We start from the raw sequence: 15,939 nt of genomic DNA, 5'->3' as shown, positions 1-15,939 counted from the left end.
GAGGAGAGAAGATATGGGGATCAAAGTAAGGGCGGTAGAAATACAAGATGCTAGAGCCATTCATCGTATATGCATACAAGATGATGTTTTACCTTATATGGTTTTCTTACCTAGCATGCGTGTAGATGCAATGGAAAATCGAATTCGTAATTTAGCGCCAAATCAATTTGAATTTGTTGCAGAGTACGATGGCGAAGTTGTTGGATTTGTTGGGTTAACCCAAAGTCCTGGACGTAGATCTCATTCTGGTGATTTGTTTATAGGGGTAGATAGTGAATATCATAATAAAGGCATTGGAAAAGCGCTTCTTACAAAAATGCTTGATTTGGCTGATAATTGGCTAATGCTAGAGCGAGTGGAATTAGGTGTTTTAGAAACGAATCCGAAAGCGAAATCGCTATATGAAAAATTGGGGTTTGTAGAAGAGGGAGTAAAGATAGGGAATTTGAAGGCTCATGGAAAGTTTATTAATGAAATTATGATGAGTCGCTTTAGGCCTGATGGTTTAATCGTACATAATGGATAGTGAAAAGCATGACATTATACTGTCATGCTTTTTTTGTTAGTTGCGATTCGGCAGTTTTGGTTGCATTAAAAATAATGCTAAACCAATAAAAATAACTGCAATACCTAGTCCTTGTTGTAAAGAAATCGTTTCGTTTAATATAAAGTACGCTAGTATGCAAGTTCCAATCGTTTCTCCTAAAATGCTCATAGAGATAACAGTAGCGCTCATCCATTTTAATAACCAATTGAATATTGTTTGACCTAAAATTGTTGCAACAAATGCTAAGCCAATAAAGCACAACCATGTTTGCGTAGAGTAATGGATGAAAGATTCTTGCTGCATGTAAGTAAATATACCAAGAAAACAGGCGCTACTTCCATAACTAATTACCGAATATGGTATAAGTGATACATCTTTACGAACATGTTGGCTAATGAAAAAGTAAGCTGTAATAATTCCGGCCGCAATAAACGCTAAAATATCTCCGGATAAAGCTTCTTCGCTAATTTGGAAGTCTTGCCATCCAATGATGATACTTCCTGAAATAGCGATGAGGCAACCAATAACTGCGCCTTTCGTAAATCTCTCTTTAAATAGAAAGTAACCGCCAACCATTGAAAATAAAGGTTGTAACGTTACGATAACTGTAGAACTTGCTACAGAAGTATATTGTAAGGATTCAAACCAAAGTACATAATGTGCAGCTAAAAATAATCCAGATATGAATCCGAACCCCCATTGTTTTCTTGTTACTGTTTTTAGGTCGATTCGATTATTTTTATTAAATAGTAATAAAGGTAACAGAATGAGTGCAGCAAAGAATAATCGATAAAAAGCAATGATAGCTGCAGGAGCATCGGCTAATTTTACAAAAATCGCTGAAGTCGATAAGGCGAATACGCCGAAAAATAAGATGAAATATGAATGAATAGGTGATTTCACAGTTTGTTCCTCCGATACAATGTTTATTATAATAAAATTAATACGATATAATGTACAAAAGTAAGTATATAAGTCCTTGAGACGATAGGAAAGAATTATTTGTCTTTTTTTACTATGTCAGCACAAAGGCAATGAAAGATGCAATATGATGGACGAAAGGAAGTTTTTACTATGATACATGATAGAATCGGACAAACTGTATTAAGTTATCGTAAGAAAAATAATATGACAATTCGAGAATTTGCTAATTATGCAGGGATTAGTACTTCATTAATTAGTCAAATTGAACGAGGAAATGCGAATCCATCTTTAAGTGTATTGGAATTAATTGCGAAAGCATTAAATGTTCCACTATTTACACTTTTTATTAATGAGATTGATACAGATTCTCTCATATCTAAGAAAAAAGATCGAAAAAAAGTATATCGGGAAAATAATGATCACATTGTATATGATGTATTAACACCGGATTTTATGAAGGCGCGTATTGAAATGTTAATGATGGATTTAAATAAACAAGCAAAAACAACGGAAAGTCACTATTCACATGAAGATAAGGAAGAGATTGCTGTTGTTATGAAAGGGGAAGTGTATGTGGAGTTAGAAGGAAAAGAGTATTATTTAGAAGAAGGTGATGTTGTACGTATCCCGCCAAACGTGAATCATCGTTTTTTAAATAAAAGTGATGAATCTAATCATATTTTATTTGTATTGACACCATCTTTAGGATGAGTATAAATTGATTTTTATTACGGAGGATAAAAAGGTGGCCTTTCAATTATTGCTCAATGTAAAAAACAAACAAATGATATTTGGCATGCACATTTCGGACATGTCTTTAAATTTTCATATAGTTACTTTGATCATATAAAGAGGCTCCAAAATATAAAGATATATCATTAAAGAAATTCTGATTTGTTATTCAGAAGTAATGATGTCTAGTGAATTATAAAAAGGGGTTTAAAGTTTTTGTTAATAGTATATTATTTTTATATTTGTAAGATTTTACATACGTATTTTACTTTTACTAATTCTGTAAATAGGCTATACTAAAATACATACATTTTAGTATTGGAGAGAGAGAAGTAAAACGACATGGAATTAGTGAAATTGGAAAAAGTAATTGAAATAAAGAAAGAAGAACTTTTATATTTAGTATCGGATTATGGAATTCAACATGAAAAAGTATTGGCATTAAGTCAAGAAATAGACAAATTAATTAATTACTTTATGTTTTTAAAATAAGAAGAACTATGACATGATGTTAAAATGTTATAGTTCTTTTTTATTTGGAAATTCAAATGTATATTCTATATACTAATAATAGATAGAATATTCTGTTTTAGGGGAGGGGGATACATGATATTACATACGTACATTTCAGGCGAAGGGGAACCAATCGTACTGTTACATTCTGGTGGTATGACAGGTTTAGTAGAATATGAAGAGCAGGTAGCATTTTTTCGAGAAAAAAATTATCAAGTCATTCGTCCTGATTTAAGAGGGCATGGAAAGTCAGGTGGGACATTGGAGAATTATTTTCTAAGTTCCGTAAAGGATTTACATGGTACGTTAATGCATTTACAAATTGATAAATGTCATATAGCTGGTGTTTCACTGGGAGGATTAATCGCTTTACTATTTGCAAAAAACTATCCAGATAGAGTGAGAACATTAACTGTTTCAGGTATCTTTCCAGTTAAGAGAGAAAATTGGGAGGAGTCTCAGGAGTATGAAGCGAAGTGTCATCAGCAATTGATGGAAAATGAAGAAGTAGTAACGTATATGAATCAAATTCATGAAAATAGTGATTGGAGAGCATTGCTTGAATCGTGGCAAGTTAAAGATTGGTACCCATTCGACGAAACTGGTGATGTTGCTAATCTTCAAGTACCTACACTTTGTATTGCTGGGGGAGATTCAGAAGATGAAGTTGTAGCTGCTACAACGTTCAAACAATTAAATGACAATATTCATATTGCTGTTATTCCGTTTGCGGGTCATTTAGTACATAATGATCAACCAGAAATCTATTCGAATATATTGTCTAATTTCTTACAGAATGCGCAAGTTGCTAGTCGAATATAATGACTTTTGGGTATAATAAGAAAGGAATTATTAATTGTATCGGTTAGGAGCACAGCACATATGAAAACAGTTGTTGTTATCGGTGGAGGTATAACGGGACTTTCTACTATGTTTTATTTAGAAAAATTAAAAAAGGATAATAATATCGATTTAAATTTAATCCTTGTAGAAAAAGAAGAGTACTTAGGTGGTAAAATCCATAGTGTAGAAAAAAAGGATTTTATTATGGAATCAGGAGCGGATTCTATCGTTGCTCGTAATGAACATGTTATGCCGCTTGTAAAAGATTTAAATTTAGAAGAAGAAATGGTATATAACGAAACGGGTATTTCTTACATATATTCTGATAATATTTTACATCCAATCCCTTCTGATACTATATTTGGGATACCGATGAGTGCCCGATCATTGTTTAACAGTACGTTAGTATCAACGAAAGGGAAAATTGTTGCTTTAAAAGATTTCATAACGAAAAATAAAGAATTTACAAAAGATACTTCACTTGCTGTATTTTTAGAAAGCTTTTTAGGGAAAGAATTAGTGGAACGACAAATTGCTCCGGTGCTTTCAGGTGTATATTCTGGTAAATTGAATGAACTTACTATGGCATCGACATTACCGTATTTACTGGATTATAAAAATAAATATGGAAGTATTATTAAAGGTTTTGAAGAGAATAAAAAACAGTTTCAATCAGCGGGAAACAAAAAGTTCGTATCATTTAAAGGTGGACTATCTACGATTATTAATCGTTTAGAAGAAGTACTGACTGACACAGTTGTTAAGAAAGGTGCTATAACGACAGCTGTAAAAAAACAAGGTGATCACTATGAAATTTCCTTTGCAAATCATGAATCGATCCAAGCTGATTATGTTGTTTTGGCAGCTCCGCATGATATCGCAGAATCTTTATTACAGTGTAATGAATTAAACGAGCAGTTTCATACATTTAAAAACTCATCTCTTATAAGTATTTACTTAGGATTTGACATACTAGATGAACAATTACCGGCGGACGGCACAGGATTTATCGTAACGGAAAATAGTGATTTACATTGTGATGCTTGTACATGGACAAGCAGGAAATGGAAACATACATCTGGAAAACAAAAGCTATTAGTACGAATGTTTTATAAGAGTACCAATCCAGTATATGAAACGATTAAAAATTATAGTGAAGAAGAATTAGTACAAGTCGCTTTATATGATATCGAAAAGAGTCTCGGAATTAAAGGTGAACCAGAAGTAGTTGAAGTTACAAATTGGAAAGATTTAATGCCGAAATATCATTTAGAACATAACCAAGCGGTTCAAACATTACAAGAAAAAATGACGGATCTTTATTCGAATGTATACTTAGCTGGCGCTTCATATTACGGTGTCGGAATTGGTGCATGTATTGGAAATGGAAAGAACACTGCAAATGAAATAATTGCAACATTAAAGGAACCATCAAAATAGAATACATATATAAATAAAATGTCCCTTCAGTATATTGGAGGGACATTTTATTTATTTCACTTGAATGGAGATTTTTTTATTAGTTTTATTATTCTCAGTAATCGTTAATGTTATATTTCCGGACTCTTTAAATGAATAGGATGAGAGTTGATAAAGTTCTTTTATACCGTGTTTCTCTTTTAATGTATTAGCAGGAAGCAATGCTATGTTCGGTTTCCATGATTCTTGTTTACCTGAAGGATAGTTTACTATTATTTCGGGATTATTTAATTGCATTTGTTCCCAAGAGGCAAAATGTAGTTCAACTGCTGTATCTTTTTTTAGTAACTCTTCTGAGAAATATCCAAGTTCTCCAATATTACCGAAAACAGTAAAGTTTTGATTTTGAACTTTGATATCTAAATGTTTAGGTTGATATGTTGCTGCGTGATAGATTCCGTAGGAAAGTGAAAGAGTGGCGGCGATTAAAATGCTGATTGAAAATGTTTTAAAGCTATTACCTTTAAAACTAGTCATCATGAATGAGTTGGGGACGAATTTTTTTGCGAATAAAAATATGAGTAATATGAGCAAGAGTGATAAGCCTATGAATATATACATAGGAAATTTACACCTCCGCAATAAAGTTATAACTATATTTTACCATAAATGTATGGGTTAGGGTGTTGTTTTAGAAGGGAAAAGTGAGCAAGGAATCGAATTTATAAGACATATCATTAGGAGCGGAGTGATGGAAATAATACAATTAATTTTAAAACTAGAGAATAAAGAGATGATCATATAAAAGCATGAAGGGTTACTCTTAGTTCGTATTGAATTAAGAGAATAATCTTCTCTTGAAATATTTGATTAATGGGACATTAAGGACTTTCCAAATTTAAAATATTTTTTCTGCTATAATGAATGAGTAGAAAGAAAGGAATGATTCTATGGCATTTCCTATATTAGAAACTGAACGTTTGCGTTTAGTTGAAATAGAACAATCTTATTGTCAAAAAATATATGAAATCTTTTCATTGGATGAGGTAACATGTTATTACGGTATGAATTCTTTTACGGAGTTTGGACAAGCTTCACGTATGATTGAATCTTTTTCAAAAAATTATTTCGAGAAAAAGGCGATACGATGGGGGATTGTATTAAAAGAAACAAATACTTTAGTAGGTACAATTGGGTTAAATAATTTACAACTATGGAGTAAACGATCTGAAATTGGATATGATTTACATCCTCATTATTGGGGGAATGGTTATGCGTCAGAAGCGGCCGGGGAAATTATTCATTATGGATTTCAAGATTTAGGCTTATTTAGAATTGGAGCTATTACATACCCTGAAAATGTTACTTCTTGTAAAATGTTATCTAAAATAGGCTTTCATAAGGAAGGATTATTACGTGGATATATTCATCAAGGAAATAAGCAACATGATGCACTGTTGTATTCTATAGTTCGAACGGATGTAGAGGATATAAATGTATAACAAAAAACCCCTCTTATAAAAGGGGGGTTAAGTAAAAATTAACCTAATTTAGGTAATAAACGTTCTCCGCTTTTCATGCTACTTTTACATAAAGGGCATTTAGGCTCTTCTTCAAATGAAAAGTTCTTTCTCATCCATCCTAAACAATCCTCTGCTTCACATTCCCAAACAGGGGTTTGTTCTGGTGGTACTTCTGCTACATCGTTCTTTCGATTGCGATACATGTAACCACTCCTTTTATGTAAAAAATTTTAGTTATATATTAAAAAGGTTGTTAACCGTGCTGGTAACAACCTTTTTATTGTTTAAATTATAGCTTTACAACGTTTTTAGCTTGAGGTCCACGGTTACCGTCTTCAACTTCGAAGCTAACTTCTTGACCTTCGTCAAGAGATTTGAAGCCGTCGCCAGTGATAGCTGAGAAGTGAACGAATACGTCGTTACCGCCTTCAACTTCGATGAAACCGAAACCTTTTTCGCTGTTAAACCATTTTACTTTACCTGTTAATGTCATGGTAATGCCTCCTAAAATTTAAAAAGATTACAATATGATCGGCCTTATTTGATTGAAAAATAAAAGTTCACATATTATCAAAAACCCATAAGGAGTATAAAATGTTCCTAATTGATACTTGATAATATGCAAAGAAAATATATTGTTAAATTGACCTTAATTACTATCTTACAACAAATGGTGGGAAATAGCAAGTGCTGGTAATACCAGTGAATAATCTTGGTGATAATAGTAAAACGCACAAAGTCATCTCTTTTATTTATATATTATGCCTAATTTGGTTTTATGCTAAACAGAGAACATTTTTATTAGGAATTTGTATTAGGAAAACAATATATAGTATTGATATATTTTTTAAGGAGGCGAGAATATTGCAATTCACTCAATTTAAAATAATTGAAGCAGCTAAAGAAGGAAGAAGAAAGGTTCATCCCATATTCGCTGTTATACTTGCAATTGTATTTTTAACTTTAGGTGAATTGTTCATGTTGTTTATGCTGTTTTTACCGGAAGCAAAGACGGGCTTAATGAAGGCAATTTATAGTGATATTGAGATGATATTGACATTTGGCGGGGCTATATTTTTTGTTTTTTTATGGATTAGATTGGTAGAGAAAAGATCAGTTTCATCCATTGGCTTTTGGAGAAACGAGTGGATTAGAAAATATTTGAGAGGTGCATTATTAGGTTTTGTTTTCATTTCAATACCAGTCTTGCTACTTTTAATAACAGGAAATGTACAACTAGAAATGCAAAGAATTACACCGACTGCCATACTTGGAATTGCAGGATCTTTAGTTGCTTTTTTAATACAAGGTGCAACAGAAGAAATCGTTGTTCGAGGCTGGTTATTTCCAGTCCTTTCCGTTAGAAGTCGTATATGGATTGGGGTTGTTGTTACTTCTTTTTTATTTGGCTTTCTACATTTACTAAATCCAGGTATTACAATTCTTTCAATATCGAATATAATATTAGTTGGTGTATTTGCAGCTTTTTACGTTTTGAAGGACAGTAGTCTCTGGGGAATATGCGCATGGCATTCGTTGTGGAATTGGGCACAATTCAATATTTATGGTTTTGCAGTAAGTGGAATGGCAATGTATTCTACACCACTTTTTAAACCTGTCACAAACGGATCGGAATTCCTTCATGGAGGTTCGTTCGGAATTGAGGGGAGTATCATAACGACAGTATTGCTTTCGATTGCTTCCATTGTTTTATGGAGACAGTTATGGGGGAGAAAAGTGAAGCAAAGAGATTAACTTAATGAAGGTGGGAGAAATTATGGGGATTATAGCGTTTGAGGGAGCGAGTGCGGTTGGTAAAAGTACCACGTGTCGTGAGTTAGAAAAAAAATATGGTGCGTACATTATACCTGAAGTGAATGTATTATTTGAAAGACCAAAAAACGAAAATAGAACATGGTATTTGGAAAAACAAGTAGAGCGCTGGAAAATAGCAGTACAGAAGTCAGAGCAATATGAATTAGTAATACTTGATGGCGATATTTATCAGCCGCTTAGTTATAATTGGTGTTTCCATTTTGATATATTTGATCAGCCATTATCTTTAATAGAAAACTTTTATAAAGAAAAGCTGATCAATAAGGAAATTGGTTTTCCCGATCAATATTTTTATTTATATACAAATGATGAAGAACTGAGAAAACGGAAAGAATCTGACGAGACAAAAAGAAGAAGAAACTTTGAAAAACATTTACATATATCAAAATCGTTTCAACGTTATTATGAAAATTTAAATACCGTTACAGACGGATACTGCAAAATGATTGACGCGAAAAGTGTAAAATCGAATGAATTAGAAATTGTGAAAAGTTTAAACAGTATAAAAGTGTGTGAAGAGAGACGTTTTGATGTTTCGAGGTTAGATGCTATTACGAAGTGGTTAAAAGAAAAGCATGCATAAAAAGAACGAGTCCCCTATAGAGGACTCGTTCTTTTTATGCATATTGAATATGTGAGTGCGTTTCATAAATTGTTTTTAAAATTTGTAAGTTTGCCTGTTCATTTTTATGAATAGCATTTGTATATTTAGTTAGAAAGAGCTGAGAAGGATAAACGGGTAGTTCCCCACAAATATCGATACCATAGACATTTTTATTCTTAATAAGAGAATGAATGCATTTTAAAAGTGTAGAGAGTTTCATTTGCCCTTGATCCCAATTCGTAATAGTTACTTTTGAGTCTAAAACATCTTTATCGATGCTTACATATATAGTGTTTGTATGAATATGCGAAAGTATTGTATGTGTAGATACTTCGTTTGACGTATCTATTGGGAACACTTCTACACATGAATAATCATTGGAATGAATTGTTAAAGAAGAAGGTCCAATCATAATTACTTTCTTTAATTTCGGGTTATTTTGAAGAGCGAACGATACCCATGACCCGCAAGAAATAAGAGTATGTTCATTTTCTTCTTTTAAGTTCATGTCAGTGTGATGATCAAATAAAATAAGGGTAAATGGCTCAACTATTTCTTTTAGTAGTAAATAAGATACATAATGATAATTTCCAGAACCGATAAAAGTGACTCCTTTTTGCTTTCTACGGTTTAACTCCTGTTTTATCCGCATTAAAGAAGGAGGCTCGCAATACAGGTTTGCGTGCTCTAAATGACTAAAATCAATATCTTCATGTGAATAAGAATGAAGTTTATTTTGTAATAAATATGTATCATCAAAGTTTAAAAAAGTTAAACCGCTATACAATAAACTCATATTTATTCATCTCCTTTATATGTAGGCTAGCATATATTTTTATCAATTTAAAATGAAATGCTTAGAGGTGGATTTGTATTTGAAAAAGATGGGGTATTTTTACAGAATAATCTTTCAATTTATAAAGAAAAGAAATATAATATGAGGAAATATATATGTGGTAGAGGAAATAGAGACTATTTAAGAAATGCAAATGAGAATTGAAATGGAATTGAGAAAAAAGTAGGTAAAGATTAACTACCTGCAAAGGCTCAGTTAATTCAACGAATAATTAATTTTTTAAGTTATTATTTGTGAAAGGGGAATTAACGTAGGTATGAAAAAGATTATTATTTCAGATCTTGATGGGACTTTATTAAGAAGTGATAAAACAATTTCAGAGAAATCTATAAATATTTTAAGGGCATGCAAAAATAATGGAGACGAATTGATTTTTGCTACAGCAAGGCCGCCAAGAGCTATAAAACAGTATATCCCCAACGTGTTAAAGAGTGAGATTATAATTTGTTATAACGGGGCTTTAGTTCTTAAAGGTAATGATATTTTATATGAAATGAAGATTTCTAAAAATAACATTTTAGAAATTATAGAAATAGCAAAAAAGTATCATCTTCATGAGATTTGTCTTGAAATAGGTGATAAGTTGTATTCAAATTTTGATGTTACTGATTATTTCGGTAATGTACCGTGTGAAATTATGGGTGTAAGAGATTTAGACTTTGAAAAAGCCTCTAAAGCAATTATTTGTACTAAAGGTCCAATAAACAAGGAATTCATTAAAGAATTGCCTGATGAATGCAAGGCAGTCATTACAGACGACGGAACATTGTGCCAAATTATGCATGCAGATGTTTCAAAATGGAATAGTATTCAATATGTTCTACAGCACTTAAATCGAGACGTCTCTGAAGTAATTGCCTTTGGAGATGACTACAATGATATGGAAATGATAGAGAAGTGTGGGGTTGGTGTAGCGATGAGCAACGCTGTTGAGGAATTAAAGGCAGTCGCTAAATTTATTGCTAAAAGTAATGATGAGGATGGAGTTGCTATATTTTTAGAAAGTGAAAGTTATGTTTATGTAAAATAGTATGAAAAAATAAATTACTGTAGGTTGTGAAAAAAAGAGATGCTATATCTGTTTTTGATAAACAGATTATTATGAATGGGGCATGTGGGAGGAAACAAGCAAGATGAAAACATTATTTAAAATAATAGGTATTATAGCTGGTATGGCGGTAATTGGCGTAGGTGTAACATATGGTATGCTGTATTATTTGAATAATAGTAAACCAGCTGCGAAAAAGGTATCACCAGCCGCGCCGGCTGCAGAAGTACTAGCTGATAGCAATGTAAAAGCTGAAGATGCAAAGCTTTTAGAAAATGGCAATCATTCATTACCAAATAGCGGCTTTAATAAAAATTTCAAGTGGACAGATGAGAACATACAGACAGCTTTACATGAAATGGCACATCAAAAAACGAAAGCTGATCAAAAGTGGGGTTATATTTTTATCACACAAGAACGTATTGAAAGCTTACTTGATATTGTAAAGAGTAATGATCTAGTACAAGGAAATACATATGCGGACATTTTAGAGAGATGGAAACAAGGGAAATATGAAAAGATGGACGCGGATCACAATAAGATTTGGAAATTACAAAGCGGGAATTTAGGCGAAGGGAAAGGAGTACTGTCAGAAGCGGAACAAAAAGAATTAATCAATCAATTGTTTATGCAAAAAGGTACATATTCAGGGAGTAAATTAATTGCAGGCGGGGGACAGACTAATAAATAAGACAATATTGGAGGAGAGTAATTGCTTTTTAGGCAGTTACTCTTTTTTGTGTGCACTTTTTAGTTTTTCTCTAGTAAGGAAAGAAACGATTGTAAAACGGGTGAAATCCATCTAGATTTATGATAGATTACATGGCTTTGAATAATTGCTGGTGTTTCAATAGGATGAAAATAGAGTTGCTCTTTTTGACAACTTTCTTGTACAACGATGTAAGGAAGAATTGAAATTCCTAACTCACACATAACGGATTGTTTAATAACTTCAACGTTGGAAGTTTCAAATGTTTTAGCTGGAATGTTCCCGCTTTGACGTAAAAAACGATCTACCATTGGTCTATAACCGCAGCTTTGTTCGGTAAAAATAAACTGAGTATCCTTTAATAAATAAAATGGGTTAGAGTGTGTACAGTAATGGGGAGGTAAAATCCATCCAAATGTTTCATTACTAAAAGTACGTGTAATAAAATCATTATGTTCCATACTTTCTCCAATTATGAAAATAACATCTGTTTCTCCTTCACGTAGCTTATTCATTGCTTGTTCGTTTGTAGTTGTTTCCAGTACGATATTTACTTTCGGATTCTCCTGTTTGTACATACGTAATAATTGTGGTAATCGGTACACGGCTAATGATTCGTTAGATGTAATCGTTAATGTTCCCTCTAAATTATCACCATTTTGAGGGATTTCTTGCGCTTTTTCATAAATAGCTAGTAATTCTAAAGCATAAGGATGAAATTGATGACCTGCTTTTGTAAGAAGTACTTTTTTCCCTAATCGATCAAAAAGAGGGAGGTGTAAATCGTTTTCTAATGCTTTCATATGCGCTGTTACAGTAGATTGCGCATAACCTAACGCATGAGCAGCTTTAGAAAAATTACCATACTTAACGATGGCACAAAAAGTTTTAACATGTCTCATTTCCATAAGCGATCCCTCTTTTATTATCATGATTTGTGAATGATTATATCACATATTTCAATTTTCCAAATGATTAAATTCTTTATAAAATAAAATTGTAGAAAGATTCATTTAAGTGAAATTGGAGGAGAAAAGATGATCAAAAAGGGCTATCATGTAGCTGTTGTTGGGGCTACAGGTGCGGTAGGGCAAAAAATTATTGAACTGTTAGAGAATGAAATAAAGTTTAATATAGTTGAAGTTACATTGCTTTCGTCAAAACGATCCGCTGGTAAGATAGTACCATTTAAAGGACGAGAGATAATAATACAAGAGGCAAAAACAACTAGCTTTGAAGGTGTAGATATTGCCTTTTTTAGTGCTGGAGGAGAAGTTTCTAGGCAATTTGTTAATCATGCAGTCGCTAGTGGTGCCATCGTAATTGACAACACAAGTGAATATCGAATGGCACGTGATGTACCGCTTGTGGTTCCGGAAGTAAATGCGCACACTTTAAAGGAACATAAAGGTATAATAGCAGTTCCGAATTGTTCAGCATTACAGATGGTAACAGCTCTTCAGCCAATACGAAAAGCATTTGGTTTAGAACGAATTATCGTTTCCACTTATCAAGCTGTTTCAGGGTCAGGAATTCACGCGATTCATGAATTAAAAAAACAGGCTAAGTCAATGCTTGCAGGTGAAGAAGTGGAGAGTACTATATTGCCCGCGAAAAAAGATAAAAAACACTATCCAATTGCGTTTAATGTATTGCCACAAGTAGATATATTTACAGATAATGATTTTACATTTGAAGAAGTAAAAATGATTCAAGAAACGAAGAAAATTTTGGAGGACCAAAGCTTGAAAATGGCAGCTACTTGTGTGCGTGTTCCAGTTGTTTCAGGGCATTCAGAATCGGTTTATATTGAACTTGAAAAAGAAGCGACCGTTGCAGAAATAAGAGAAGTACTGCGAGATGCACCAGGTGTTATATTACAAGATAATCCTAATGAACAGCTGTATCCAATGCCATTATATGCAGAAGGGAAAATAGATACATTTGTCGGTAGAATTAGAAAAGATCCTGATACACTAAACGGATTCCATCTTTGGATCGTTTCCGATAATTTATTAAAAGGTGCGGCGTGGAACTCGGTGCAAATTGCAGAAACGATGGTGGAAGAAGGAATCATTTAGTATTAAGGAAACTAGGGAACTGTTAAAGATTACAGTTCCCTAGTTTTTATTTTATAACTGTTCGCTTTATTTCAGCCACATTTGATTTGAAAGACAGCAAAAAACATCAAGAATGAATACAGTTTATTTGGTACGATATGGATAAATTCAATAAGGGGGAATTAGATGTATCAAGTAAAGGGGTATTTTTCATCGCTTAAAGGAAGTCATTATGAAATCGGTAAGCAACAAGGTGAATTTGTGAAACAACATTCTTATCTTATTCCGCAATTTATACAGAAAGAAAACTTAATATCGCATAACTGTTTTACAGAATCTAGAAATATACTAAATCAATATTGTTCTGGAATTAATGAAGAACTTGAAGGTTTTTGTGAAGTGTTGAAAATTCCTGCTAAAAATATGATGTATTATTATCAAACATTATTAAAAGCAGGATGTAGTCATTGTGTGGTATTACCTAAAAAGACAGATTCAAACCACACATATGTATTAAGAAATTATGATTTGTCACCAAAAATAGATGATATGCGTTTTTGTTCAACTCATGTTGAAGGTGCGTATGCACATAGTGGCTTTTCTACTCAATATTTTGGTCGAACGGAAGGGGTTAATGAGCATGGATTAGCTGTTACATTTTCAGCATGTGGTCAACCAGTAGGAAATATTGAAGGTTTACGAAAGCCAATAGTAAGTGGTTTACAATGTTTTGCGGTAATTCGAGTTTTATTGGAGAAATGCAAAAATGTGCAAGAGGCTAAGTCACTAATAGAAGAAATACCGATTGCGAGTAATATTAATCTAATAGTAGCAGATCCATTAGACGCAGCGCGTATTGAAATATTTGACGGGTATAAATCAATAACTTCAATTGATGAGGAAAGCCAAGACTTTATCGTCTCAACAAACCATGCAATTAGTTTACCTATTCAAAAACTGAATAGTAGAAGATTAGAACAATCTACAAACCGATATCACACATTGTATGAACATTTAAATCGAAATGAACAAGTGAGTATAGAGTCTTTAAAAGCATTAGTACAAAAAGAATATCCTGCTGGGCTGACGGTGCATAATTATGAAGAATGGTTTGGAACTTTACATGCCGTATTATTTGATTTGCATGAATGCACAATGAATATTTGTTTCGGGTCTCCACTTTTAAATGACTGGTACTCGTTGGAGGTTGGAGGGAGTCTTCCTTTTTCTGAGGTGAATGTGAACTTTGAAAATAAAACTTATACTGATTTTTGGAGAGAAGAGCGTAATTAATTGATTCCAAAAGAATAGATGAGATAAAATGGCGATAGTTGGATATATATACGGGAGGGAGTGCCATTGCTAAAAGTAGTGTTACTGATTGCTCTTATCTTATTTGTTGTCGTTTTAATATATATTACTTATAAAAAAAGAAAAAAAGCAGGGGTAAAAGGATTGAAGAGTGAGTTAACTTCAATTTATTTCTTTACACTAGCAATCTTAAATTTACTTGCATATTGGTTAAACTTTGGCGGGATTATTATTTGGTTAATTTCAATTGCTTTGTTGTTAGTAGCGGCATATTTTACGAAGTATATTCCAATATCTAAAAAGGTACATTGAAATCTTAAAATATATAATGTTTTACTTTGCTTTGAAAAGAGATTATTCTACTAAATCGTTGTGAAACGGTTCCATAGGATAATCTCTTTTGTTCGTTTAGGTTTGTAAAAATTGTACAAGTAACGCAGCCAAGACAACCTTGTTTTAAATTAGCAAAGAAATACAATATTCCAAAGTTACCATTATATTTTCAAGAACAGGAAATACAGGGTTTTATTTTCGTGTATTAGAAGAAGGTTGGGTATCACCTGTTGATACGTTAAAGTTAATAAAGTCTGTTCCGAAAGGTGTTACAGTAGCATTTGCTAATCGTATTATTCATAAGAAAAAACAAAATATGGAAGAGCTAAAAAGAATCTTAGAAGTACATGTGCTTTCTACAAGTTGGAGAAATACATTTGAAAAGCGAATGAGGGGAGAAGAAATTAATACGAAGGAGAGACTAGAAGGAAAAAAATAAAAAATATTTTTTTATAAATGGTGTATTTCTATGAGTAAAAACGAAGTAGAAAGCACTATTTTTATATAATACACTTATTAATATTCAATAATCTTAATATTGTTTTATTCGACTTATTTTCGAATAGTCAAAACATAAAATTAATTAGACTCTTTTTTTATATTTTATGATAGTATATTGATTGGTAAGACCTATTACATTAAGAGCAGGTTATATAACTAAATCTAATTTGATGGAATTAA

19 protein-coding genes and 1 pseudogene are annotated in these 15,939 nt (G+C 32.4%); 14 read left to right on the top strand and 6 right to left on the bottom strand.

What is annotated here, in order from left to right:
• Positions 1-13: 13 nt before the first annotated feature.
• Positions 14-526: a GNAT family N-acetyltransferase gene (locus tag Q9B79_RS06815; RefSeq protein WP_306183125.1), complete on the top strand. Its 513-nt coding sequence runs from the start codon at positions 14-16 to the stop codon at positions 524-526.
• A gap of 36 nt (positions 527-562) precedes the next feature.
• Here Q9B79_RS06815 and Q9B79_RS06810 read toward each other — a convergent pair whose 3' ends face one another.
• Positions 563-1,450, bottom strand: a complete 888-nt coding sequence (locus tag Q9B79_RS06810; protein WP_306183124.1) for a DMT family transporter — start codon at positions 1,448-1,450, stop codon at positions 563-565.
• A 138-nt stretch (positions 1,451-1,588) separates the two neighbouring features.
• Here Q9B79_RS06810 and Q9B79_RS06805 point away from each other — a divergent pair, with 138 nt between their 5' ends.
• The 4 genes from Q9B79_RS06805 (at position 1,589) to Q9B79_RS06790 (ending at position 4,999) form a co-directional block, all read left to right on the top strand.
• Positions 1,589-2,182, top strand: a complete 594-nt coding sequence (locus Q9B79_RS06805; RefSeq protein WP_306183123.1) for a helix-turn-helix domain-containing protein — start codon at positions 1,589-1,591, stop codon at positions 2,180-2,182.
• Positions 2,183-2,545: 363 nt separating this feature from the next.
• Entirely contained in the window at positions 2,546-2,695 is a 150-nt protein-coding gene (locus Q9B79_RS06800; protein WP_000424361.1) for an aspartyl-phosphate phosphatase Spo0E family protein, read from the top strand.
• A gap of 114 nt (positions 2,696-2,809) precedes the next feature.
• Complete coding sequence (locus Q9B79_RS06795; RefSeq protein WP_306183122.1) at positions 2,810-3,538, top strand: alpha/beta fold hydrolase; 729 nt, start codon at positions 2,810-2,812, stop codon at positions 3,536-3,538.
• 60 nt (positions 3,539-3,598) lie between these two features.
• A complete protein-coding gene (locus Q9B79_RS06790) occupies positions 3,599-4,999 on the top strand; it encodes a protoporphyrinogen oxidase (RefSeq protein WP_306183121.1) in 1,401 nt (466 codons plus the stop codon).
• Between the two features lie 51 nt (positions 5,000-5,050).
• Here Q9B79_RS06790 and Q9B79_RS06785 read toward each other — a convergent pair whose 3' ends face one another.
• Positions 5,051-5,599, bottom strand: a complete 549-nt coding sequence (locus Q9B79_RS06785) for a hypothetical protein (protein WP_306183120.1) — start codon at positions 5,597-5,599, stop codon at positions 5,051-5,053.
• A 329-nt stretch (positions 5,600-5,928) separates the two neighbouring features.
• On the opposite strand from Q9B79_RS06785, the gene Q9B79_RS06780 reads away from it, so the two are divergent.
• A complete protein-coding gene (locus Q9B79_RS06780; protein ID WP_306183119.1) occupies positions 5,929-6,480 on the top strand; it encodes a GNAT family N-acetyltransferase in 552 nt (183 codons plus the stop codon).
• Between the two features lie 38 nt (positions 6,481-6,518).
• Here Q9B79_RS06780 and Q9B79_RS06775 read toward each other — a convergent pair whose 3' ends face one another.
• Together Q9B79_RS06775 and cspD are read right to left on the bottom strand one after the other, a co-directional pair.
• Entirely contained in the window at positions 6,519-6,704 is a 186-nt protein-coding gene (locus Q9B79_RS06775) for a cold-shock protein (RefSeq protein WP_000286198.1), read from the bottom strand.
• 86 nt (positions 6,705-6,790) lie between these two features.
• Positions 6,791-6,994 carry a cold-shock protein CspD gene (gene cspD, locus Q9B79_RS06770; protein ID WP_000176368.1) on the bottom strand — a complete coding sequence of 68 codons (204 nt, stop codon included), beginning with the start codon at positions 6,992-6,994 and terminating at the stop codon, positions 6,791-6,793.
• Between the two features lie 371 nt (positions 6,995-7,365).
• On the opposite strand from cspD, the gene Q9B79_RS06765 reads away from it, so the two are divergent.
• Positions 7,366-8,256 carry a CPBP family intramembrane glutamic endopeptidase gene (locus tag Q9B79_RS06765; RefSeq protein ID WP_306183118.1) on the top strand — a complete coding sequence of 297 codons (891 nt, stop codon included), beginning with the start codon at positions 7,366-7,368 and terminating at the stop codon, positions 8,254-8,256.
• A gap of 4 nt (positions 8,257-8,260) precedes the next feature.
• Complete coding sequence (locus tag Q9B79_RS06760; RefSeq protein ID WP_306183117.1) at positions 8,261-8,920, top strand: nucleoside/nucleotide kinase family protein; 660 nt, start codon at positions 8,261-8,263, stop codon at positions 8,918-8,920.
• Between the two features lie 34 nt (positions 8,921-8,954).
• Here the strand turns inward: Q9B79_RS06760 and Q9B79_RS06755 are convergent, their stop codons facing one another.
• On the bottom strand, positions 8,955-9,737 hold the full coding sequence (locus Q9B79_RS06755; protein WP_306183116.1) for an arginase family protein: 783 nt from the start codon (positions 9,735-9,737) through the stop codon (positions 8,955-8,957).
• A gap of 316 nt (positions 9,738-10,053) precedes the next feature.
• Between Q9B79_RS06755 and Q9B79_RS06750 the strand changes: the two genes are divergently transcribed.
• Positions 10,054-10,827, top strand: coding sequence for an HAD family hydrolase (locus tag Q9B79_RS06750; protein WP_306183115.1), 774 nt, complete (start codon positions 10,054-10,056; stop codon positions 10,825-10,827).
• A gap of 103 nt (positions 10,828-10,930) precedes the next feature.
• Entirely contained in the window at positions 10,931-11,536 is a 606-nt protein-coding gene (locus Q9B79_RS06745) for a PRK06770 family protein (RefSeq protein ID WP_306183114.1), read from the top strand.
• 59 nt (positions 11,537-11,595) lie between these two features.
• On the opposite strand, the gene Q9B79_RS06740 is transcribed toward Q9B79_RS06745, so the two are convergent.
• Entirely contained in the window at positions 11,596-12,462 is an 867-nt protein-coding gene (locus tag Q9B79_RS06740; protein ID WP_306183113.1) for a LysR family transcriptional regulator, read from the bottom strand.
• A gap of 129 nt (positions 12,463-12,591) precedes the next feature.
• Between Q9B79_RS06740 and Q9B79_RS06735 the strand changes: the two genes are divergently transcribed.
• From Q9B79_RS06735 to Q9B79_RS06720, 4 genes and pseudogenes are all read left to right on the top strand, one after another.
• Positions 12,592-13,635, top strand: coding sequence for an aspartate-semialdehyde dehydrogenase (locus Q9B79_RS06735; RefSeq protein WP_306183112.1), 1,044 nt, complete (start codon positions 12,592-12,594; stop codon positions 13,633-13,635).
• Between the two features lie 165 nt (positions 13,636-13,800).
• Positions 13,801-14,907 carry a C45 family autoproteolytic acyltransferase/hydrolase gene (locus tag Q9B79_RS06730; RefSeq protein WP_306183111.1) on the top strand — a complete coding sequence of 369 codons (1,107 nt, stop codon included), beginning with the start codon at positions 13,801-13,803 and terminating at the stop codon, positions 14,905-14,907.
• 66 nt (positions 14,908-14,973) lie between these two features.
• On the top strand, positions 14,974-15,237 hold the full coding sequence (locus tag Q9B79_RS06725; protein WP_306183110.1) for a hypothetical protein: 264 nt from the start codon (positions 14,974-14,976) through the stop codon (positions 15,235-15,237).
• A 110-nt stretch (positions 15,238-15,347) separates the two neighbouring features.
• Positions 15,348-15,731: pseudogene (locus tag Q9B79_RS06720) on the top strand (MOSC domain-containing protein); the annotation flags it as partial.
• Between the last annotated feature and the right edge of the window lie 208 nt (positions 15,732-15,939).

The sequence above is a fragment of the Bacillus sp. MHSD_36 genome (assembly GCF_030757775.1).
GTDB lineage: Bacteria > Bacillota > Bacilli > Bacillales > Bacillaceae_G > Bacillus_A.
The sequence above is the reverse complement of the archived record's forward strand: the minus strand, read 5'-3'. Positions and strand labels throughout refer to the sequence as shown.